This is a genomic window from Mesorhizobium sp. DxT (assembly GCF_058448885.1).
On record NZ_JBZFLJ010000003.1, the window covers coordinates 192,243 to 208,758 of the forward strand.

The window sequence follows — 16,516 nt, forward strand, 5'->3', positions numbered from 1 at the left end:
CTTCCGCGCCGGCCCCTCGTGAAAGGAACCGACATGACCTGGCAGCCAGCCGATACCCGCTACGACACCATGACCTACAACCGCTGCGGTCGGTCCGGTCTCAAGCTGCCTGCCATCTCGCTGGGACTTTGGCACAATTTCGGTGGCGACACGCCGCATGAAACCAAGCGCGCGATCTGCCGCAAGGCCTTCGACCTCGGCATCACGCATTTCGACCTCGCCAACAATTATGGCCCCCCTCCGGGCTCCGCCGAAGTCGCTTTCGGCGAGATGTTGCGCGACGATTTCGCCGGCTATCGCGACGAGATGATCATCTCGACGAAGGCCGGCTACAATATGTGGCCCGGCCCCTATGGCGAATGGGGCAGCCGCAAATACGTTCTTGCCTCGCTCGACCAGAGCCTCAAGCGGATGGGGCTCGACTATGTCGACATCTTCTATTCGCATCGCTTCGATCCCGAGACGCCGCTTGAAGAGACGATGATGGCGCTCGACCATGCCGTGCGCTCCGGCAAGGCGCTCTATGTCGGCCTCTCGTCCTACAACTCGAAGCGCACGCGCGAGGCGGTGGCGATCCTCAAGGAACTCGGCACGCCGTGCCTGATCCATCAGCCCTCCTATTCGATGATCAATCGCTGGGTTGAGGAGGACGGCCTGCTCGACACGCTCGACGATCTCGGCGTGGGCTCGATCGTCTTCTCGCCGCTCGCGCAGGGCATGCTGACCGGCAAATATCTCGGCGGCATCCCCGACGACGCGCGCGCGGCGCAGGGCAAATCACTGCGTCCCGGCTTTCTCAACGAGAAGAACCTGGCCAATATCCGTGCGCTCAACGAGATAGCGTCCCGGCGCGGACAGACGCTGGCGCAGATGGCGTTGGCCTGGGTATTGAGGGGCGGCCGTGTAACCACGGCGCTGATCGGCGCCAGCCGCCCTGAACAGGTGGAAGACTGCGTCGGCGCGCTCGCCAATCCAAACTTCACGACCGAGGAACTCGCCGAGATCGACCAGTTCGCCAAGGATGCGGACATCAACCTGTGGGCGGCATCCGCCGAACGCGAAGGGCCGCAGAGGAAGTAGATGATCCGCAACCCGATCCTGCCCGGCTTCAATCCGGATCCCTCGATCTGCAGGGTCGGCGACGACTACTATATCGCAACCTCAACCTTCGAGTGGTATCCGGGCGTGCAGCTCCATCACTCGAAGGATCTCGTGAACTGGCGGCTGGTCGGGCGGCCGCTCGATCGCGCGAGCCAGCTCGACATGCGCGGGAATCCGGACTCCGGCGGCATCTGGGCGCCGTGCCTGTCCTATGCCGATGGGCTGTTCTGGCTGGTCTATACGGACGTCAAACGCATCGACGGGGCCTTCAAGGATACGCACAACTACATAGTCACCGCGCCGTCCATTGAGGGGCCGTGGTCCGACCCGGCCTACGTCAACTCGTCCGGCTTCGATCCGTCGCTTTTCCACGATGAGGATGGCCGCAAGTGGTTCCTCAACATGGTCTGGAACCATGTGTCGTCGGGCGTGGGCGGGCAACCAAAACATCCCTCCTTTGCCGGCATTCTGTTGCAGGAATGGGACGCGAAGGCGAAGACGCTGGTTGGAGAGGCGCGCAACATCTTCGCCGGTAGCCCGCACGGGCTGGTCGAGGGGCCGCATCTCTTCAAGCGGGCCGGATGGTATTATCTGACGACGGCGGAGGGCGGCACCGGCTACGACCATGCCGTCACCATGGCACGCTCCCGGGCCATCGACGGACCCTACGAGCTGCATCCGCGCACCCATCTCATCACTTCGAAGGACGATCCTGACGCGGTTCTCCAACGGGCAGGGCACGGCCAGCTTGTGGAGACGCCGAACGGCGAAATCTACCACACGCATCTGACCTCACGGCCGCTGCCGGGCCTGCGGCGTTCGCCGCTCGGAAGGGAAACGGCGATCCAGAAATGTGTCTGGAAGGAGGATGGCTGGCTCTATCTGGAGCAGGGCGGCCAGGTGCCGGCGGTCGAGGTCCCCGGGCCGCTGGATGTGCAGCGCGCCGATCCGCCCGCGGTCGAGCGACACGATTTCGATGATGGCAAGCTGCCACTCGAATTCCAGTGGCTGCGCACGCCGGATTGGCAGCGACTGTTCTCGTTGAACGATCGTCCGGGCTTCCTGCGGCTGTTCGGCCGCGAGTCGATCGGGAGCTGGTATGAACAGGCGCTCGTCGCACGGCGGCAGGACGTGTTTTCCTTCCGCGCCGAAACGCGGCTCGACTATGAGCCCAAAACGTTCCAGCAGGCAGCCGGCCTTGTCCACTACTACAATCGGCACAAGTTCCATTTTCTCGCCGTCACTCACGACGCGTACCACGGCCGCGTGCTGACCGTAATGAGTTGTCCCGGAGACTGGCCTGACGGCCGGCTCACCTTTCCGCTCGCCGAACCGATCCCGCTGCCGGGCGATGCGCCCGTCACCTTGGCGGCCGAGGTTCGCGGCGCGACGCTCACCTTCAGCTACGAGCGCGACGGGACGTGGCAGCAGGTCGGCCCGACGCTCGACGCGAGCGTGATCTCGGACGAAGGCGGCCGCGGCGAACACGGCTCCTTTACCGGGGCCTTTGTCGGCATGGCCGCATTCGACACCAGCGGCAGCGGCCTTCAGGCCGATTTCGACTGGTTCACCTACGGGCGCGTGGGATGAAGAGCGAAATCGTCATCCACGAGCCCGCCACGGGTGCCGAGCGCGTCGTCCACGCCACCGACGCGTTGATAGAGGCGCCAAACTGGTCGCCCGACGGCACGTTTCTCGTGTTCAACGGCGATGGCCTGATCTGGCGGCTCGATCTTGCAAGCGGCGCGAAACCGCAGCGCATCGACACCGGCTTCGCCACGGCCTGCAACAACGATCACGGCATCTCGCCGGACGGCGCCACGCTCGTCATCAGCGACAAGTCCGCAACCGGGCAGTCCTGCATCTACACGCTGCCCATCGATGGTGGCGTGCCGAGGCGGATCACGGACAACGTACCGTCGTGGTGGCATGGCTGGTCGCCCGACGGCAGGACGATGGCCTACGCGGCGGCACGCGATGACGGCATGGACATCTACACTGTCCGGTCCTCCGGCGGCGAAGAGACCCGGCTCACCGATGGTGGCGGTTATTATGACGGGCCGGATTACACGCCGGACGGGAACTGGATATGGTTCAATGCCGACCGGGGCGGAACGATGCAGCTCTGGCGCGTTCGGACCGACGGCAGCGGCATCGAGCAGATGACGAATGACGACCGCGTGAACTGGTTCCCGCACCCCTCTCCCGACGGAACCGCCGTGCTCTATCTGGCTTATGAAGCGGGCACGGAAGGCCATCCGCGCGGTAGAGACGTGGAGCTGCGCCTGATGAACCCCGAGGGCGGCGGCATCCGCACTGCCGTCTCGCTGTTTGGCGGGCAGGGGTCGATCAATGTGCCCTGCTGGGCACCGGACTCGACTGCTTTCGCTTACGTGCGCTACGCGCGCCCGTGAAATCGACACAGGAAAGGAACATGACATGCCGGCTACGATGAAGGGCCCTGCGATCTTTCTGGCGCAATTCGCTGGCGACGAGGCGCCGTTCAACACGCTGCCGTCGATCGCCAGGTGGGCAGCCGGACACGGCTACAAGGGCATTCAGGTGCCGAGCAATGACGGGCGCCTCTTCGACCTGGAAAAGGCGGCTTCTTCGAAGGACTACTGCGACGAGGTCAAGGGCATCTGCGCCGAGGCGGGCGTGGAGATCACCGAATTGTCCACCCACATCCAGGGCCAGCTAGTTGCGGTCCACCCGGCCTACGACGCGCAGTTCGACGGGTTCGCGCCGCAGAAGGTGCGCGGCAATCCGAAAGCGCGGCAGGCGTGGGCCGTCGAGCAGATGAAGCTTGCGGCGAAGGCGTCGCAGAACCTGGGGCTCAAGGCGAGCGTGTCCTTCACCGGTTCGCTGGCCTTCCCCTACCTCTATCCCTGGCCGCAGCGCCCCGCCGGCCTCGTCGAGGAAGCATTCGGCGAGCTCGGCAAGCGCTGGAAGCCGATCCTCGATGCCTATGAGGATGCCGACTGCGATCTCGGTTTCGAAATTCACCCCGGCGAGGACGTTTTCGACGGCGCGACCTTCGAGATGTTCCTCGACGCCGTGGGCGACCACAAGCGCTGCACGATCAACTACGATCCGTCGCATTTCCTGCTGCAGCAGCTCGACTACCTCGCCTTCATCGACATCTATCACGAGCGCATTTCGGCCTTTCACGTGAAGGATGCCGAGTTCAACCCGACCGGCCGGCAGGGCGTCTATTCCGGCTACCAGGGCTGGACCGAGCGGGCCGGCCGCTTCCGTTCGCTGGGCGACGGACAGGTCGATTTCGGCGGCATCTTCTCGAAGCTGGCGCAGTACGGGTACGACCGCTGGGCGGTGCTCGAGTGGGAATGCTGTCTCAAGCACCCGGAGGACGGGGCGGCCGAAGGCGCGCCCTTCATCGAACACCACATCATTCGCGTCACCGAGAAGGCATTCGACGATTTCGCCGATTCCGGCGTCGATCGCGCCGCGCTGCGCAGGATGATGGGCATAGGATAAGACCCTCGGCCTCTCGACAACGGCGAACGCACACGCTAGGCGGACGGCAGATCAACGGGAGCCGTCCGCAATGACCGGAACCATCATCGCACCGTCCGTGCTTTCGGCCGACTTTTCCCGGCTCGGCGACGAGGTTGAAGCGGTGGTTGCCGCCGGGGCCGACTGGATCCACCTCGACGTAATGGACGGCCATTTCGTGCCGAACATCACCTTCGGCCCGCCCATCATCAAGGCGATCCGCAACCGCACCGACAAGGTGTTCGACTGCCATCTCATGATTGCGCCGACGGACGCCTATCTGGCCGCCTTCGCGGATGCCGGTTGCGACATCATCACCGTCCATGCCGAGGCCGGCCCCCACCTCGACCGCTCGCTGCAGGCGATCAAGGGGCTCGGCAAGAAGGCCGGTGTGTCGCTCAACCCGTCGACGCCGGAAAACGTCATCGAATACGTGCTCGACCGGCTCGACCTCGTGCTTCTGATGACGGTCAATCCCGGCTTCGGCGGACAGGCATTCATTCCCTCGGTCGTCGAGAAAGTGCGCCGCGTTAAGGCGCTGATCGGCGACCGTCCGATCGACATAGAGATCGATGGCGGCGTGACGCCGGAAACGGCCCCGCTGGTCACGAAGGCCGGTGCGAACGTGCTTGTCGCAGGCTCGGCGGTGTTCAAGGGCGGATCGAAAGACGCCTATGCCACGAACATCTCCGCCATCCGTGACGCGGCGGATACAGCCGTGGGGCGAATGGTTTAGGAAACGTCGGCGTCCTTTCAGCGGGCCGTGGTCCACCCGAACCAGACCGCGACGAGCGCCAGCAGGGCTGAAAGTGCGCGTCGCGCAATCCGTTCCCGGCGCGGATTGTTCAGCAGGGGTTCGAGCGCGCCGGCCAGCCCGACGATGCCCGCGTGTATGAGCGTTGCGATCACGACATAGACGACGGTCAGCGTCACTGTCTGCGCCAATAGCGGTCGCGCGGCGTCCACGAACGTCGGCAGCACGGCGACGTAGAACATCGCAGCCTTCGGATTGAGCAGGTTGGTGATCAGACCACGCAGGAAATAGCGCCCGCCGATCCTGGCATCCGATGCCACGACATCGCCGCCGCCCAGCCATCCGTCCCACGCAAGATAGAACAGGAAGGCCACCCCGGCCCAGCGCAGGATCTCGTATGCGAGCGGCGAAGCGCTGATGAGCTCCGCGACGCCGAAGGCTGCCGCGAACCCGATCACGGCCAGACCAAGCGCGACGCCGGCAACGGTAGCGAAGCCGACCCGTCGTCCCTCCGACGCCGAAACCAGCGCCAGATAGGTCATGTTCGGGCCGGGTGTCAGCTCAATGATAGTCGAGGCGAGCGCGAAGGAGAGGAGGGTGGGCAGCGCGACCGCGACCGTTTCCACCTCAATGCGCCTCGTCCCAGTTCTTCGCCGCGCGGGCGTCGACGTGGAGCGGCACTTTCATGGCGAGCGCGGGCATGGCGGCATTCTCCATCACGTCGCGGATCACCGGCATCGCCGCCTCGATCTCGCCTTCCGGAGCCTCGAAGATCAGTTCGTCATGAACCTGCAGCAACATCTGCGTGTTGTGCAGTCCGGCCGTCTCCAGCGCGGCCTCCATCCGCACCATCGCGCGGCGGATGATGTCGGCAGCCGCGCCCTGGATCGGGGCGTTGATCGAGGCACGCTCGTTGAACGCCCGCACGGACGGATTCGGCGAGCGTATCTCGGGGAAGTGGATGCGGCGGCCGAAGATCGTCTCGACGTAGCCGTTGTCGCGCGAATGCGCCTTGGCCGCGTCCATATAGTCGCGGATGCCCGGAAAGCGCTCGAAATACTTCTTGATGTAGGCGCTGGCCTCCTCGCGCGGAATCGCAAGCTGGTTGGCCAGCCCGAATGCCGAGATGCCGTAGATGATGCCGAAATTGATCGCCTTGGCGCGCCGGCGCACCTCGCCCGGCATGCCCTCGACCGGCACGCCGAACATCTCGGATGCCGTCATCGCGTGAATGTCGATGCCATCGGCGAAGGCCTGGCGAAGCTGGGGAATGTCGGCGACGTGGGCGAGCACGCGCAGCTCGATCTGGCTGTAATCGGCCGAGATCAGCAGGTTCCCGGGCTCGGCGATGAAGGCGGTGCGGATCTTGCGGCCTTCCGCGGTGCGGATCGGAATGTTCTGCAGGTTGGGATCGGACGACGACAGGCGGCCGGTGGTCGTGGATGCCAGCGCGTAGGACGTGTGCACGCGCTTCGTCTGCGAGTTGATAAACCCGGGCAGCGCGTCGGTATAGGTCGATTTCAGCTTTGTGAGCTGGCGCCAGTCGACGATCTTGCGCGGCAGCTCGTGCCCGGCGGCTGCAAGGTCTTCAAGCTCGCGCGCGGTGGTCGACCATTGGCCCGTCTTGGTCTTCGAGCCGCCCGGAAGCCCCATCTTGCCGAACAGAATGTCGCCAAGCTGCTTCGGCGAGCCGACGGTGAAGCGCTCTCCGGCAAGCTGGTAGATTTCATCCTCCAGCGCGGCCGCACCCTGCGCGAAATCACCCGACAGCCGCGACAGAATCTGGCGGTCGACCGAAATGCCGCGCTGCTCCATCCGCCCGAGCACGGGCACCAGCGGACGCTCCAGCCGCTCATAGACGGAGACGAGGCCTTTCTCGGCGAGCCGGGGTTTGAGAACGCGCCACAGCCGCAGCGTCACGTCGGCATCCTCGGCGGCATAGCAGGTGGCCCTGTCCAGTTCGACGAAGTCGAACGTGATCATCGCCTTGCCGGAACCACACACGTCCTTGAAGGCGATCGGCGTGTGGCCGAGCCAGCGTTCGGACAGCGCATCCATGCCGTGGGAACCGTTCGATCCGCCATCGAGCACATAGGAGATGAGCATCGTGTCGTCATAGGGCGCAATGTCGATGCCGTGGCGTTGCATGATGACAAGATCGTATTTCAGATTCTGCGCGACCTTGAGGACGCTGCGATCCTCCATCAGGGGCTTCAGTTCGGCCAGCGCTTCGCGCGCGGGAATCTGGCCTTCCACCAGCCCGCCCCCCAACAGGTCCCCCGCGCCCGACTTGTGGATCAGCGGCACATAGGCCGCCCGCCCGGGCCGGGTGGCAAGGCTGAAGCCGCAAAGCTCCGCCTGCATCGGGTCGAGGGATGTCGTCTCCGTATCGAAGGCGACGACGCCCGCCTCGCGCGCCTCCGCGATCCATTCACGCAGCGTGGCGATGTCGCGGATGCAGTCATAGGCGGTGTTGTCGACCTTCTTCGCGACCGCCTCGGCGGCGCGGGCTGCGGCGAGCGCGCCCGGCGTGTCCCCTGCTGGCGCCGCAGCCGATGCGGCATCCCCCTCGGCAGCGGCGTCAGCAGGCTTTGAGCCGACATCCGGACCGTGCGCTGCCTCGCCCCATTCGACGTCCACCTGCGCCGACTCGATCTCGGCGGCCTCGGCGCCGGACGCCTCGGCGACGCGCCGCGTCAGCGTGGTGAATTCCATCGCCTTGAGGAAGGAAATCAGCTTCGGGCCGTTCGGCGGCTGCAGCACGAAATCGTCCAGCGGCTCGACGCCGGGAACGTCGTTCCTGAGCCGCACCAGTTCACGCGACATGAGCGCCTTGTCGCGATTTTCGATCAGCGTCTCGCGCCGTTTCTGCTGCTTGATCTCGCCCGCCCGCTCCAGCAGCGAGTCGAGGTCGCCATATTCCTCCAGAAGCTGCGCCGCCGTCTTCTGGCCGATGCCGGGAACGCCCGGAATGTTGTCGACCGAGTCGCCCATCAGCGCCTGCAGGTCGATCATCTTCTCCGGCGGCACGCCCCACTTCTCGATCACCTCGGGGATGTTGATTTCCTTGTCCTTCATCGGGTCGTACATCGACACGGTGGGACCCACGAGCTGCATCAGGTCCTTGTCGGAGGAGATGATGGTGGTGTCGCCGCCGGCCTCGCATGCCAGTCGCGCATAAGTGGCGATCAGATCGTCCGCCTCGAACCCTTCCATTTCCAGGCACGGCAGGTCGAAGGCGCGCGTCGCTTCGCGGATCAGGCCGAACTGGGGGATCAGGTCTTCGGGCGGCGCCGAGCGGTTCGCCTTGTATTCCGGATACAGTTCGTTGCGGAACGTCTTCGACGAATAGTCGAAGATGACCGCGAAATGTGTCGGCGTGACCCCTACATCGGTGTCGCGAGCGTTCTGCATCAGCTTCCACAGCATGTTGCAGAAACCGGAGACCGCGCCGACGGGGAGACCGTCGGATTTGCGCGTCAGCGGGGGTAGTGCGTGATAGGCGCGGAAGATGTAGCCCGAGCCATCGACGAGGAAGAGATGATCGCCTTTTTTCATGGGAAAACGCGTAGCGCGGGGCATCCGTGGTGTCCATCGCAAACCGTGGCTGAATGCCCGGCTCCTGCCACTTCTTCCGGCGAAAACGGCCATCACGTGCATGTTACAGAGATGTAATGTTGACGCCCTTGAATCGCCATTTTCAAAGACCCAAATGCAGGTCATCGGCAATTTTCGCCGAGTCCGGGAAATAGGCCCGTCCCCCGCCTGAACCGGACATTGCGGGAGCCTCATCCCCCTCTCCGGGCTCCCGCATCGTTTCGAGTAAGGCCGCCGTGGTTCCCCTCCACCACGGCGGCACTTTTTTTGTGCTGCTGGCACAAGGAAGCAGGGCTTTTCGAGCGGTGCGCCGGACGATAGGGTCGCGGCCGCAGAATCGAAAGGTCCAACCATGTCCGCACTCGCTCCCGTCCTCGACCGTATTGATGCAGACCTCGAATCCAGCCTCGAACGGCTGTTCTCGCTGCTGCGCATTCCCTCCATCTCGACAGACCCGGCCTTCGCGCAGGATTGCCGCCGCGCCGCCGAGTGGCTGGTGGAGGATCTGAAGTGCATCGGCTTCGACGCGAACGTACGCGACACGCCGGGCCATCCGATGGTCGTTGCTCACCATGACGGGCCGGAGGGCTCGCCTCATGTCCTGTTTTATGGCCATTACGACGTCCAACCGGTCGACCCGCTGGATCTGTGGGATGCGGATCCGTTCGACCCGAGGATCAAGGATCTGGAGCCCGGCAGGAAGGTCATCACCGGCCGCGGTTCCTCCGACGACAAGGGGCAGCTCATGCTGTTCGTGGAGGCTTGCCGCGCCTGGAAGCAGGTGCATGGCAGTCTGCCGTGCAAGATCACCTTGCTGTTCGAGGGCGAGGAAGAATCCGGCTCGCCCTCGGTCAAGCCGTTCCTCGACGCCAATTCGGAGGAGCTGAAGGCCGATTTTGCCATGGTGTGCGATACCGGCATGTGGAACCGCGATACGCCGTGCATCACCGTCGGCCTGCGCGGGCTCGTCGGCGAGGAGGTGACGATCCACGCCGCCAACCGAGACCTCCACTCCGGCGTCTATGGCGGTGCGGCGGCCAATCCCATCCGCATCCTTTCCAGAATTCTCGCGGACATGCACGACGAGACGGGGCGCATCACGATCCCCGACTTCTATGAAGGCGTCGAAGAGACGCCGAGCCAGATCAAGGCATCTTGGGACAAGCTCGACATCAGCCCTCTTCTGGGCGACATCGGCCTGTCGGTCCCGTCGGGCGAAAAGGGACGCTCGATCCCGGAAATGGTGTGGGCGCGTCCGACTGCGGAATTCAACGGCATCTCCGGCGGCTACGAGGGCGAGGGCTTCAAGACGGTGATCGCCGCGCAGGCGTCGGCGAAAGTGTCCTTCCGCCTTGTCGGCAATCAGGACCCAGAGGCGATCCGCGCTTCATTCCGCAAGTTCGTCGAGGACAGGGTCCCGGCCGACTGCTCGGTGACCTTTCACAAGCATGGCGGGTCGCCGGCGCTGCAGCTTGCCTATGATTCCCCGATGGTGACAAAGGCCGCTTCGGCGCTGACGGACGAGTGGCCGAACAAGGCCCTCGTGCTTGCCATGGGCGGCTCGATCCCGATCGTCGGCGATTTCAAGCGCCGCCTCGGGATGGACACCCTCCTCGTGGGCTTCGGCCTCGACGACGACCGCATCCATTCGCCCAACGAGAAATACGACCTTACCTCGTTTCACAAGGGCCAGAGAAGCTGGGCGCGCATCCTCGCCGCACTGACCTCCTGAACCCGAAAGGCCTCTCCATGACTATCCGCTTTCACAAGGGCGACCTGCCCGATCTCGCCAATTATGACGTCGATGCGATTGCGATCGACACCGAGACGCTCGGGCTGAACCCGCATCGCGACCGCCTCTGCGTGGTGCAGCTTTCGCCCGGTGACGGCACGGCCGACGTGATCCAGATCGCGCCCGGTCAGAAGCGTGCGCCCAACCTCGTCTCGCTGCTCCGCAATCGGAAGATCACCAAGCTCTTCCATTTCGGACGCTTCGACCTTGCGGTACTCTACAACGCGTTCGGCGTGATGCCGGAGCCGGTTTTCTGCTCCAAGATCGCTTCACGGCTGACCCGGACTTATACCGATCGCCATGGTCTCAAGGACATCTGCAACGAGTTGCTGGGTGTCAGCCTGTCCAAGGTGCAGCAATCGTCCGACTGGGCAGCCGAGACGCTGACGCCGGAGCAGCTCGAATATGCCGCTTCCGACGTTCTCTACTTGCACCAGCTTCGCGAAAAGCTGCTGTTCAGGCTGGAGCGCGACGGACGGACGAAAGAGGCCGAAGCCTGCTTCCGATTCCTGCCCACCCGCGCCAGGCTCGATCTGATGGGCTGGGACGAGCAGGACATCTTCGCCCACTCGTGAGGGGTTTGTGCCCGGCTTATTCGGCCGGCAGCGCGGCACGTTGCGGCTTTGCGGGGCGATCGATGATCGCCCAGTCCGGCCGCTCGAACAGGAACTTGCCCCAGCCGGTCCATTGGATCAGCCCGTAGAGCATGACCGGGCCGATCACGCCTGCGATGGTTACAAGCAGGGAGATCGTGCCGATATCGGTGATGATGCCGGTGCGGATGAGGATCACGCGCGATACGGCCATGGGCAGGAAGAAGGCGAGGTAGATCACGATCGAGTGCGCGCCGAGCCAGGAAAGCCATTGCATCCAGGAAACCTGCGCGAGCAGCGCTGAGGCGGTTATGATCGCCATCGCGCCGGCGACACCAAGCGCCAGCGAAATGAACGGCAGCACTGCCAGTCCAGCAGCACCGGCGGCATCGCCGCCTGGCTGGTGGAAGATGGCGAAGGAGGCCGGGGCTGGCGTGAAGACGAAGATGCCGTTGATGACCGCCCACAGCCCGAGAAGACGGAGCGCCTTGGCGCGGTTCGCGGCAACCCATTCGGCAAGGTCGAAAATCCGCGTTGCGAAGGCATAGCCGGCGAAGAAGTAGACATAACGCGAGCAGAACTCGTCGAAGAGCACCCAGCCGGTGTGGATCGGCAGCATCTCGAGCAAGGCGGCGAAACCCAGCACCAGCCAGACCGGCAGCGTCTTCACCAGCCGCGTGAAGATGAAGAAGATCGGCAGCATATAGACGAACCACAGCGTGCCGAACGGCTGTATGAACGACCAGAGATAGGCTGTCAGCGGCGCGGCGGGTCCGCCTTCGGCCACCATGCCGGGCGCCTTGAAGACGAACTGGATCGTCAGCCACAACACGTAGAAATACAGGAAGTGCACGACCTTCCGGTCGATGTAGCGCAGCCATGGCCTGTCGATGACGAGCCCGAGGAAGAGGCCGGAAATCAGGAAGAAGTCGGGCATGCGGAAGGGGCGCGCAAACGCCACGACATAGTGCATGAACCCTTCGCCGCCCATGGTGCTGCCGACGCCGAGCGTCGAATGCATCATCACCACGAAGATGATACAGATGCCCTTGGCGATGTCGACCCACCCGATGCGCGTCGCGGTTTCAGCCATTTCGTGCTCCCTGCGCTTGCGGATTGCGCCATTAATGGGCACAAACCTAGCACGCCGACGCCAGCGAACCATTAACCCGCCAGCGCAATGGCGGGCATCTTGCTGGCTTGGTGAAGACTTTCTTGCATGCACCGACAAGCAAGATTCCGTCAATTTCACCTTTTTGATGCGCGTGTTCGTGCGAAAATTATGCCTTCAGGCTAATCGCATTGCGGAAAGGGCGCATGGGCGGCCGCGCGTCCGATTCACGCTTGCTCTCGGATTAGGCTTGTTCATAATCTGCATCACCCGGCGGCGGGGACCGGTTCCAGAGGAGGAAGTACCGATGCTACGTCAATTGATGAATGCGGCCATGCTTTCGGCTGCGATGGTTGTGCCCGGCGGCCTCGTCGCAACCCAGGCTTTTGCCGAAGTGGTCTACAACCGCGGCAACGACACCGATCCGACGACCCTTGATCACCACAAGACGACGACGGTAGCGGAAGGTCACCTGATGCGCGACCTTTACGAAGGTCTCGTCGTGCAGAACAACAAGGCCGAGGTGGTGCCGGGCGTCGCGGAGAGCTGGGAAATCTCCGATGACGGCCTCGTCTACACCTTCAAGCTGCGACAGGACGCAAAGTGGTCGAATGGCGACCCGGTGAAGGCAAGCGACTTCGTCTTCACCTATCAGCGCATCCAGAACCCGGAAACGGCGGCGCCCTACGCCAACATGCAGTATCCGATCCTGAACGCCGAGGCGATCAACAAGGGCGAGAAGGAGCTTGCGGAACTCGGCGCCAAGGCCGTTGACGACCATACGCTCGAGATCACGCTCAACGCGCCGACCCCCTACTTTCTCGAACTGCTGACCCATCAGACCGGCCTGCCGCTGCATCAGGCTTCCGTCGAAGAGCACGGCACCGAGTTCACCCGCCCCGGCAACATGGTGACCAACGGCGCCTACATGCTGGAGAATTTCACGCCCAACGACAAGATCACGATGCGCAAGAACCCGCATTTCCACGATGCGGATAATGTGAAGATCGACGTCGTCAACTTCATCCCGTTCGAGGATCGCGCCACCTGCCTGCGTCGCTTCGAGGCGGGTGAAGTCCACTCCTGCTCGGACCTCGACAACCAGCAGATGGACTATATGAAGGCGAACCTCGGCGAGCAGCTCCGCATCGCGCCCTATCTCGGCGTCTACTATCTGCCGGTGAAGGTGAAGAAGGAAAAGCTTGCCGATCCGCGCGTGCGCCAGGCGATCTCGATGGCCATCGACCGAGAGTTCCTGGCTGACGAGATCTGGCGCGGCACCATGATCCCGGCATGGTCCTTCGTGCCGCCAGGCATCGGAAATTACGGTGAAAACGCCACTCTGCCCTATGCCGAGGACGACATCCTCGACCGCGAGGATGCCGCCAAGGCGCTGCTCGAGGAAGCGGGCGTGGCCGAGGGTTCGCTCAGCATCGAACTGCGCCACAACACCGGCGAGAACCACAAGAACACCATGACGGCGCTGAGCGACATGCTGAAGAACATCGGCATCAACTCGACCATCGTCGAAATGGAGGGCACCGGCTATTTCGACTACATGAAGCAGGACGGCGACTTCGACATGACGCGCGCCGGCTGGATCGGCGACTATTCCGATCCGCAGAACTTCCTGTTCCTGTTCGAGAGCGAGAATCTCGGCTTCAACTATCCACGCTGGGAGAATGCCGACTACGACGCCCTGATGGACAAGGCTGCAGGGACGATCGACATCGACGCGCGCGCGGAAATCCTCAAGGAGGCCGAGGCCCTGCTTCTGGAAGAACTGCCGATCATCCCGATCATGTATTATTCGTCCGGCTCGCTCGTCTCCGACAAGCTGAACGGCTGGGAAGACAACGTGATGAACGTCCACGGCACCCGCTGGATGTCGATCGAGCAGTAATCCCAGACACGACTTGCCCATGCGCGGCCACCGCCGCGCATGGGCGACCTTGACCGGAGCAGGCCATGTTTGCCTACGTGCTCAGGCGTTTTGCCGGAGCGGTGCCGACGCTGTTCATCATCGTCACCATCGCCTTCTTCATGATCCGGCTTGCGCCGGGCGGCCCGTTCGATCTCGAACGCCCGCTCGACCCTTTGATCATGAAGAACCTCGAACGCGCCTACAATTTCGACAAGCCGCTTTGGCAGCAATACCTGATCTATCTCGGCAATCTGGCGCAGGGCGACCTCGGCCCATCCTTCACGCGGCGTGACTTTTCGGTGGTCGATCTGTTCAGGACCGGCCTGCCGGTGTCGATCCAGCTCGGTGGTATCGCGCTGTCGATCGCGCTGGTTGTCGGGGTGTTTCTGGGCGCGCTGGCCGCGCTGCGCCAGAACACCTGGGTCGACTACATGGTGGTGGGCACTGCGACCTTCGGCATCACCATCCCGACCTTCGTGATCGCGCCGGTTTTCTCACTCTTTTTCGGCGTCATGATGGGCTGGCTCCCGGCGGGGGGCTGGGGCACCTGGCAGCATATGGTGTTGCCCATAGCCACGCTGGCCCTGCCCCAGATCGCGATCATCGCGCGCCTGACGCGTGGCGCCACGATCGAGGCACTCCGCTCGAACCATGTGCGCACCGCGCGCGCCTATGGCCTGCCGTCCTACGTCGTGGTCGGTGTTCATGCGCTGCGTGCCGCGATCCTGCCGGTGGTGTCCTATCTCGGACCGACGGCCGCGGCGTTGCTGACCGGTTCGGTGGTCGTGGAAACCATCTTCGGCATCCCCGGCATCGGCCGCTATTTCGTGCAGGGCGCGCTCGGGCGCGACTATACGCTGGTGATGGGCACCGTGGTGGTCATCGCCTGCTTCGTCATCGTCTTCAACCTCATCGTCGACGTGCTCTATGCGTGGCTCGACCCGCGCGTACGCTACGACTGAGGAGGCAACAATGAGCAACACCACGCTTGGACAAGCATCAGGCCCTCGGGAGCCCCTCGTTGCCGGACGATCCCTCGGTCAGGATGCTTGGCTTCGCCTGAGACGCAATCGCGCGGCTGTCGCTAGCGCCGTTGTCCTGCTGTTGCTGGCACTTGCCGGCATCGTGGGCCCCTGGATCCATGCGCATCCTTACGACCGCATCTATCCACAATATGTGCGTGCGCCGGCGAGCCTGGAGGCCTATCCGAAGGAGGACGCCATCGTGCCGGCCTTCGAAAGCGCGCTCGGACGGGCGCGGGTGGACATCGGTGAGATCGATCTTTCCGGCTCCACCGTTCGCGCCCCGGTCTCCGACGACGAAGCGCTCGATCCGCGCATCGTGCGCTACATCGACCGTTCCGACCTTTTCTCCAATGCGCGCCTTGAGGATGAAGAAGGCAACGAGATGATGGAAGGCGCGACAAGCGCCTTCATGGTGGCCGACGTTCAGCGGCTGCGCTTCGTCTTTGGCACGGATGCCAACGGCCGTGACCTGCTCTCGCGCATCCTCATCGGCATCCGCATCTCGCTGGCGATCGGCGTGCTGGCATCGATGATGGCACTGCTGCTCGGCGTCACCTACGGCGCCATCGCGGGCTATCTCGGCGGCCGTGTCGACAATCTGATGATGCGCGTGGTCGATGTCCTCTATTCGCTGCCCTTCATCTTCTTCGTCATCCTGTTGGTGGTCTTTTTCGGACGAAACTTCGTGCTGATCTTCATCGCGATCGGCTGTACGGAATGGCTCGACATGGCGCGCATCGTGCGTGGCCAGACCCTCACCATCAAACGCCAGGAGTATGTGCAGGCGGCAGAAGCACTTGGCGTGAGCGATGCCGGCATCGTACGCCGCCACATCATTCCCAACGCGCTTGGCCCGGTGGTCGTCTTCGTCACGCTGCTGGTGCCTAAGGCGATCCTGCTTGAAAGCCTGTTGTCCTTCCTAGGCCTCGGCGTACAGGAGCCGCTGACCAGTCTCGGCCTGCTGATTGCGGAGGGTGCGGCCAACATGCGCGGCGCAGCATGGTTGTTGATCTATCCGGCGGTGACGCTGACGGCGATCCTGTTCGCGCTCAACTTCCTGGGCGATGGATTGCGCGACGCCCTCGACCCGAAGGATCGCTGAC

13 protein-coding genes are annotated in these 16,516 nt (G+C 63.6%); 10 read left to right on the forward strand and 3 right to left on the reverse strand.

Translation table 11 applies throughout. The features are described 5' to 3' along the window. Nucleotides 1–33 precede the first annotated feature (33 nt). The 5 genes from mgrA (at nucleotide 34) to rpe (ending at nucleotide 5,353) form a co-directional block, all read left to right on the forward strand. Entirely contained in the window at nucleotides 34–1,080 is a 1,047-nt protein-coding gene (mgrA, locus tag ACVJNE_RS08080; RefSeq protein ID WP_499564517.1) for an L-glyceraldehyde 3-phosphate reductase, read from the forward strand. Further along, nucleotides 1,081–2,691, forward strand: a complete 1,611-nt coding sequence (locus ACVJNE_RS08085; RefSeq protein WP_499564519.1) for a glycoside hydrolase family 43 protein — start codon at nucleotides 1,081–1,083, stop codon at nucleotides 2,689–2,691. It begins immediately after the preceding gene. Continuing rightward, on the forward strand, nucleotides 2,688–3,515 hold the full coding sequence (locus ACVJNE_RS08090) for a TolB family protein (RefSeq protein ID WP_499564520.1): 828 nt from the start codon (nucleotides 2,688–2,690) through the stop codon (nucleotides 3,513–3,515). Before ACVJNE_RS08085 ends, ACVJNE_RS08090 begins: the two co-directional genes overlap by 4 nt. 25 nt (nucleotides 3,516–3,540) lie before the next feature. Further along, nucleotides 3,541–4,599 carry a sugar phosphate isomerase/epimerase family protein gene (locus ACVJNE_RS08095; RefSeq protein ID WP_499564522.1) on the forward strand — a complete coding sequence of 353 codons (1,059 nt, stop codon included), beginning with the start codon at nucleotides 3,541–3,543 and terminating at the stop codon, nucleotides 4,597–4,599. A 70-nt stretch (nucleotides 4,600–4,669) separates the two neighbouring features. Beyond that, nucleotides 4,670–5,353, forward strand: a complete 684-nt coding sequence (rpe, locus tag ACVJNE_RS08100) for a ribulose-phosphate 3-epimerase (protein WP_499564524.1) — start codon at nucleotides 4,670–4,672, stop codon at nucleotides 5,351–5,353. 17 nt (nucleotides 5,354–5,370) lie between these two features. Here rpe and ACVJNE_RS08105 read toward each other — a convergent pair whose 3' ends face one another. Beyond that, on the reverse strand, nucleotides 5,371–5,997 hold the full coding sequence (locus ACVJNE_RS08105) for a LysE family translocator (protein ID WP_499564526.1): 627 nt from the start codon (nucleotides 5,995–5,997) through the stop codon (nucleotides 5,371–5,373). Between the two features lies 1 nt (nucleotide 5,998). Then, on the reverse strand, nucleotides 5,999–8,929 hold the full coding sequence (gene polA, locus ACVJNE_RS08110) for a DNA polymerase I (protein WP_499564528.1): 2,931 nt from the start codon (nucleotides 8,927–8,929) through the stop codon (nucleotides 5,999–6,001). A 391-nt stretch (nucleotides 8,930–9,320) separates the two neighbouring features. Here polA and ACVJNE_RS08115 point away from each other — a divergent pair, with 391 nt between their 5' ends. After that, nucleotides 9,321–10,700, forward strand: a complete 1,380-nt coding sequence (locus tag ACVJNE_RS08115; protein ID WP_499564530.1) for a M20/M25/M40 family metallo-hydrolase — start codon at nucleotides 9,321–9,323, stop codon at nucleotides 10,698–10,700. Between the two features lie 17 nt (nucleotides 10,701–10,717). Then, a complete protein-coding gene (locus tag ACVJNE_RS08120; RefSeq protein WP_499564532.1) occupies nucleotides 10,718–11,335 on the forward strand; it encodes a ribonuclease D in 618 nt (205 codons plus the stop codon). 16 nt (nucleotides 11,336–11,351) lie between these two features. Here ACVJNE_RS08120 and ACVJNE_RS08125 read toward each other — a convergent pair whose 3' ends face one another. Then, nucleotides 11,352–12,446, reverse strand: a complete 1,095-nt coding sequence (locus tag ACVJNE_RS08125; RefSeq protein ID WP_499564534.1) for an acyltransferase family protein — start codon at nucleotides 12,444–12,446, stop codon at nucleotides 11,352–11,354. A 352-nt stretch (nucleotides 12,447–12,798) separates the two neighbouring features. On the opposite strand from ACVJNE_RS08125, the gene ACVJNE_RS08130 reads away from it, so the two are divergent. The 3 genes from ACVJNE_RS08130 (at nucleotide 12,799) to ACVJNE_RS08140 (ending at nucleotide 16,515) form a co-directional block, all read left to right on the forward strand. Continuing rightward, nucleotides 12,799–14,367 (forward strand): peptide ABC transporter substrate-binding protein, encoded by a 1,569-nt coding sequence (locus ACVJNE_RS08130; protein WP_499564923.1) that lies wholly within the window; start codon nucleotides 12,799–12,801, stop codon nucleotides 14,365–14,367. A gap of 65 nt (nucleotides 14,368–14,432) precedes the next feature. Beyond that, the gene (locus ACVJNE_RS08135; protein ID WP_173189993.1) at nucleotides 14,433–15,350 is read left to right on the forward strand and encodes an ABC transporter permease subunit; all 918 of its coding nucleotides are present in this window, start codon (nucleotides 14,433–14,435) and stop codon (nucleotides 15,348–15,350) included. A gap of 10 nt (nucleotides 15,351–15,360) precedes the next feature. Then, nucleotides 15,361–16,515: an ABC transporter permease gene (locus ACVJNE_RS08140; protein ID WP_499564536.1), complete on the forward strand. Its 1,155-nt coding sequence runs from the start codon at nucleotides 15,361–15,363 to the stop codon at nucleotides 16,513–16,515. The last annotated feature ends 1 nt before the right edge of the window (nucleotide 16,516 follow it).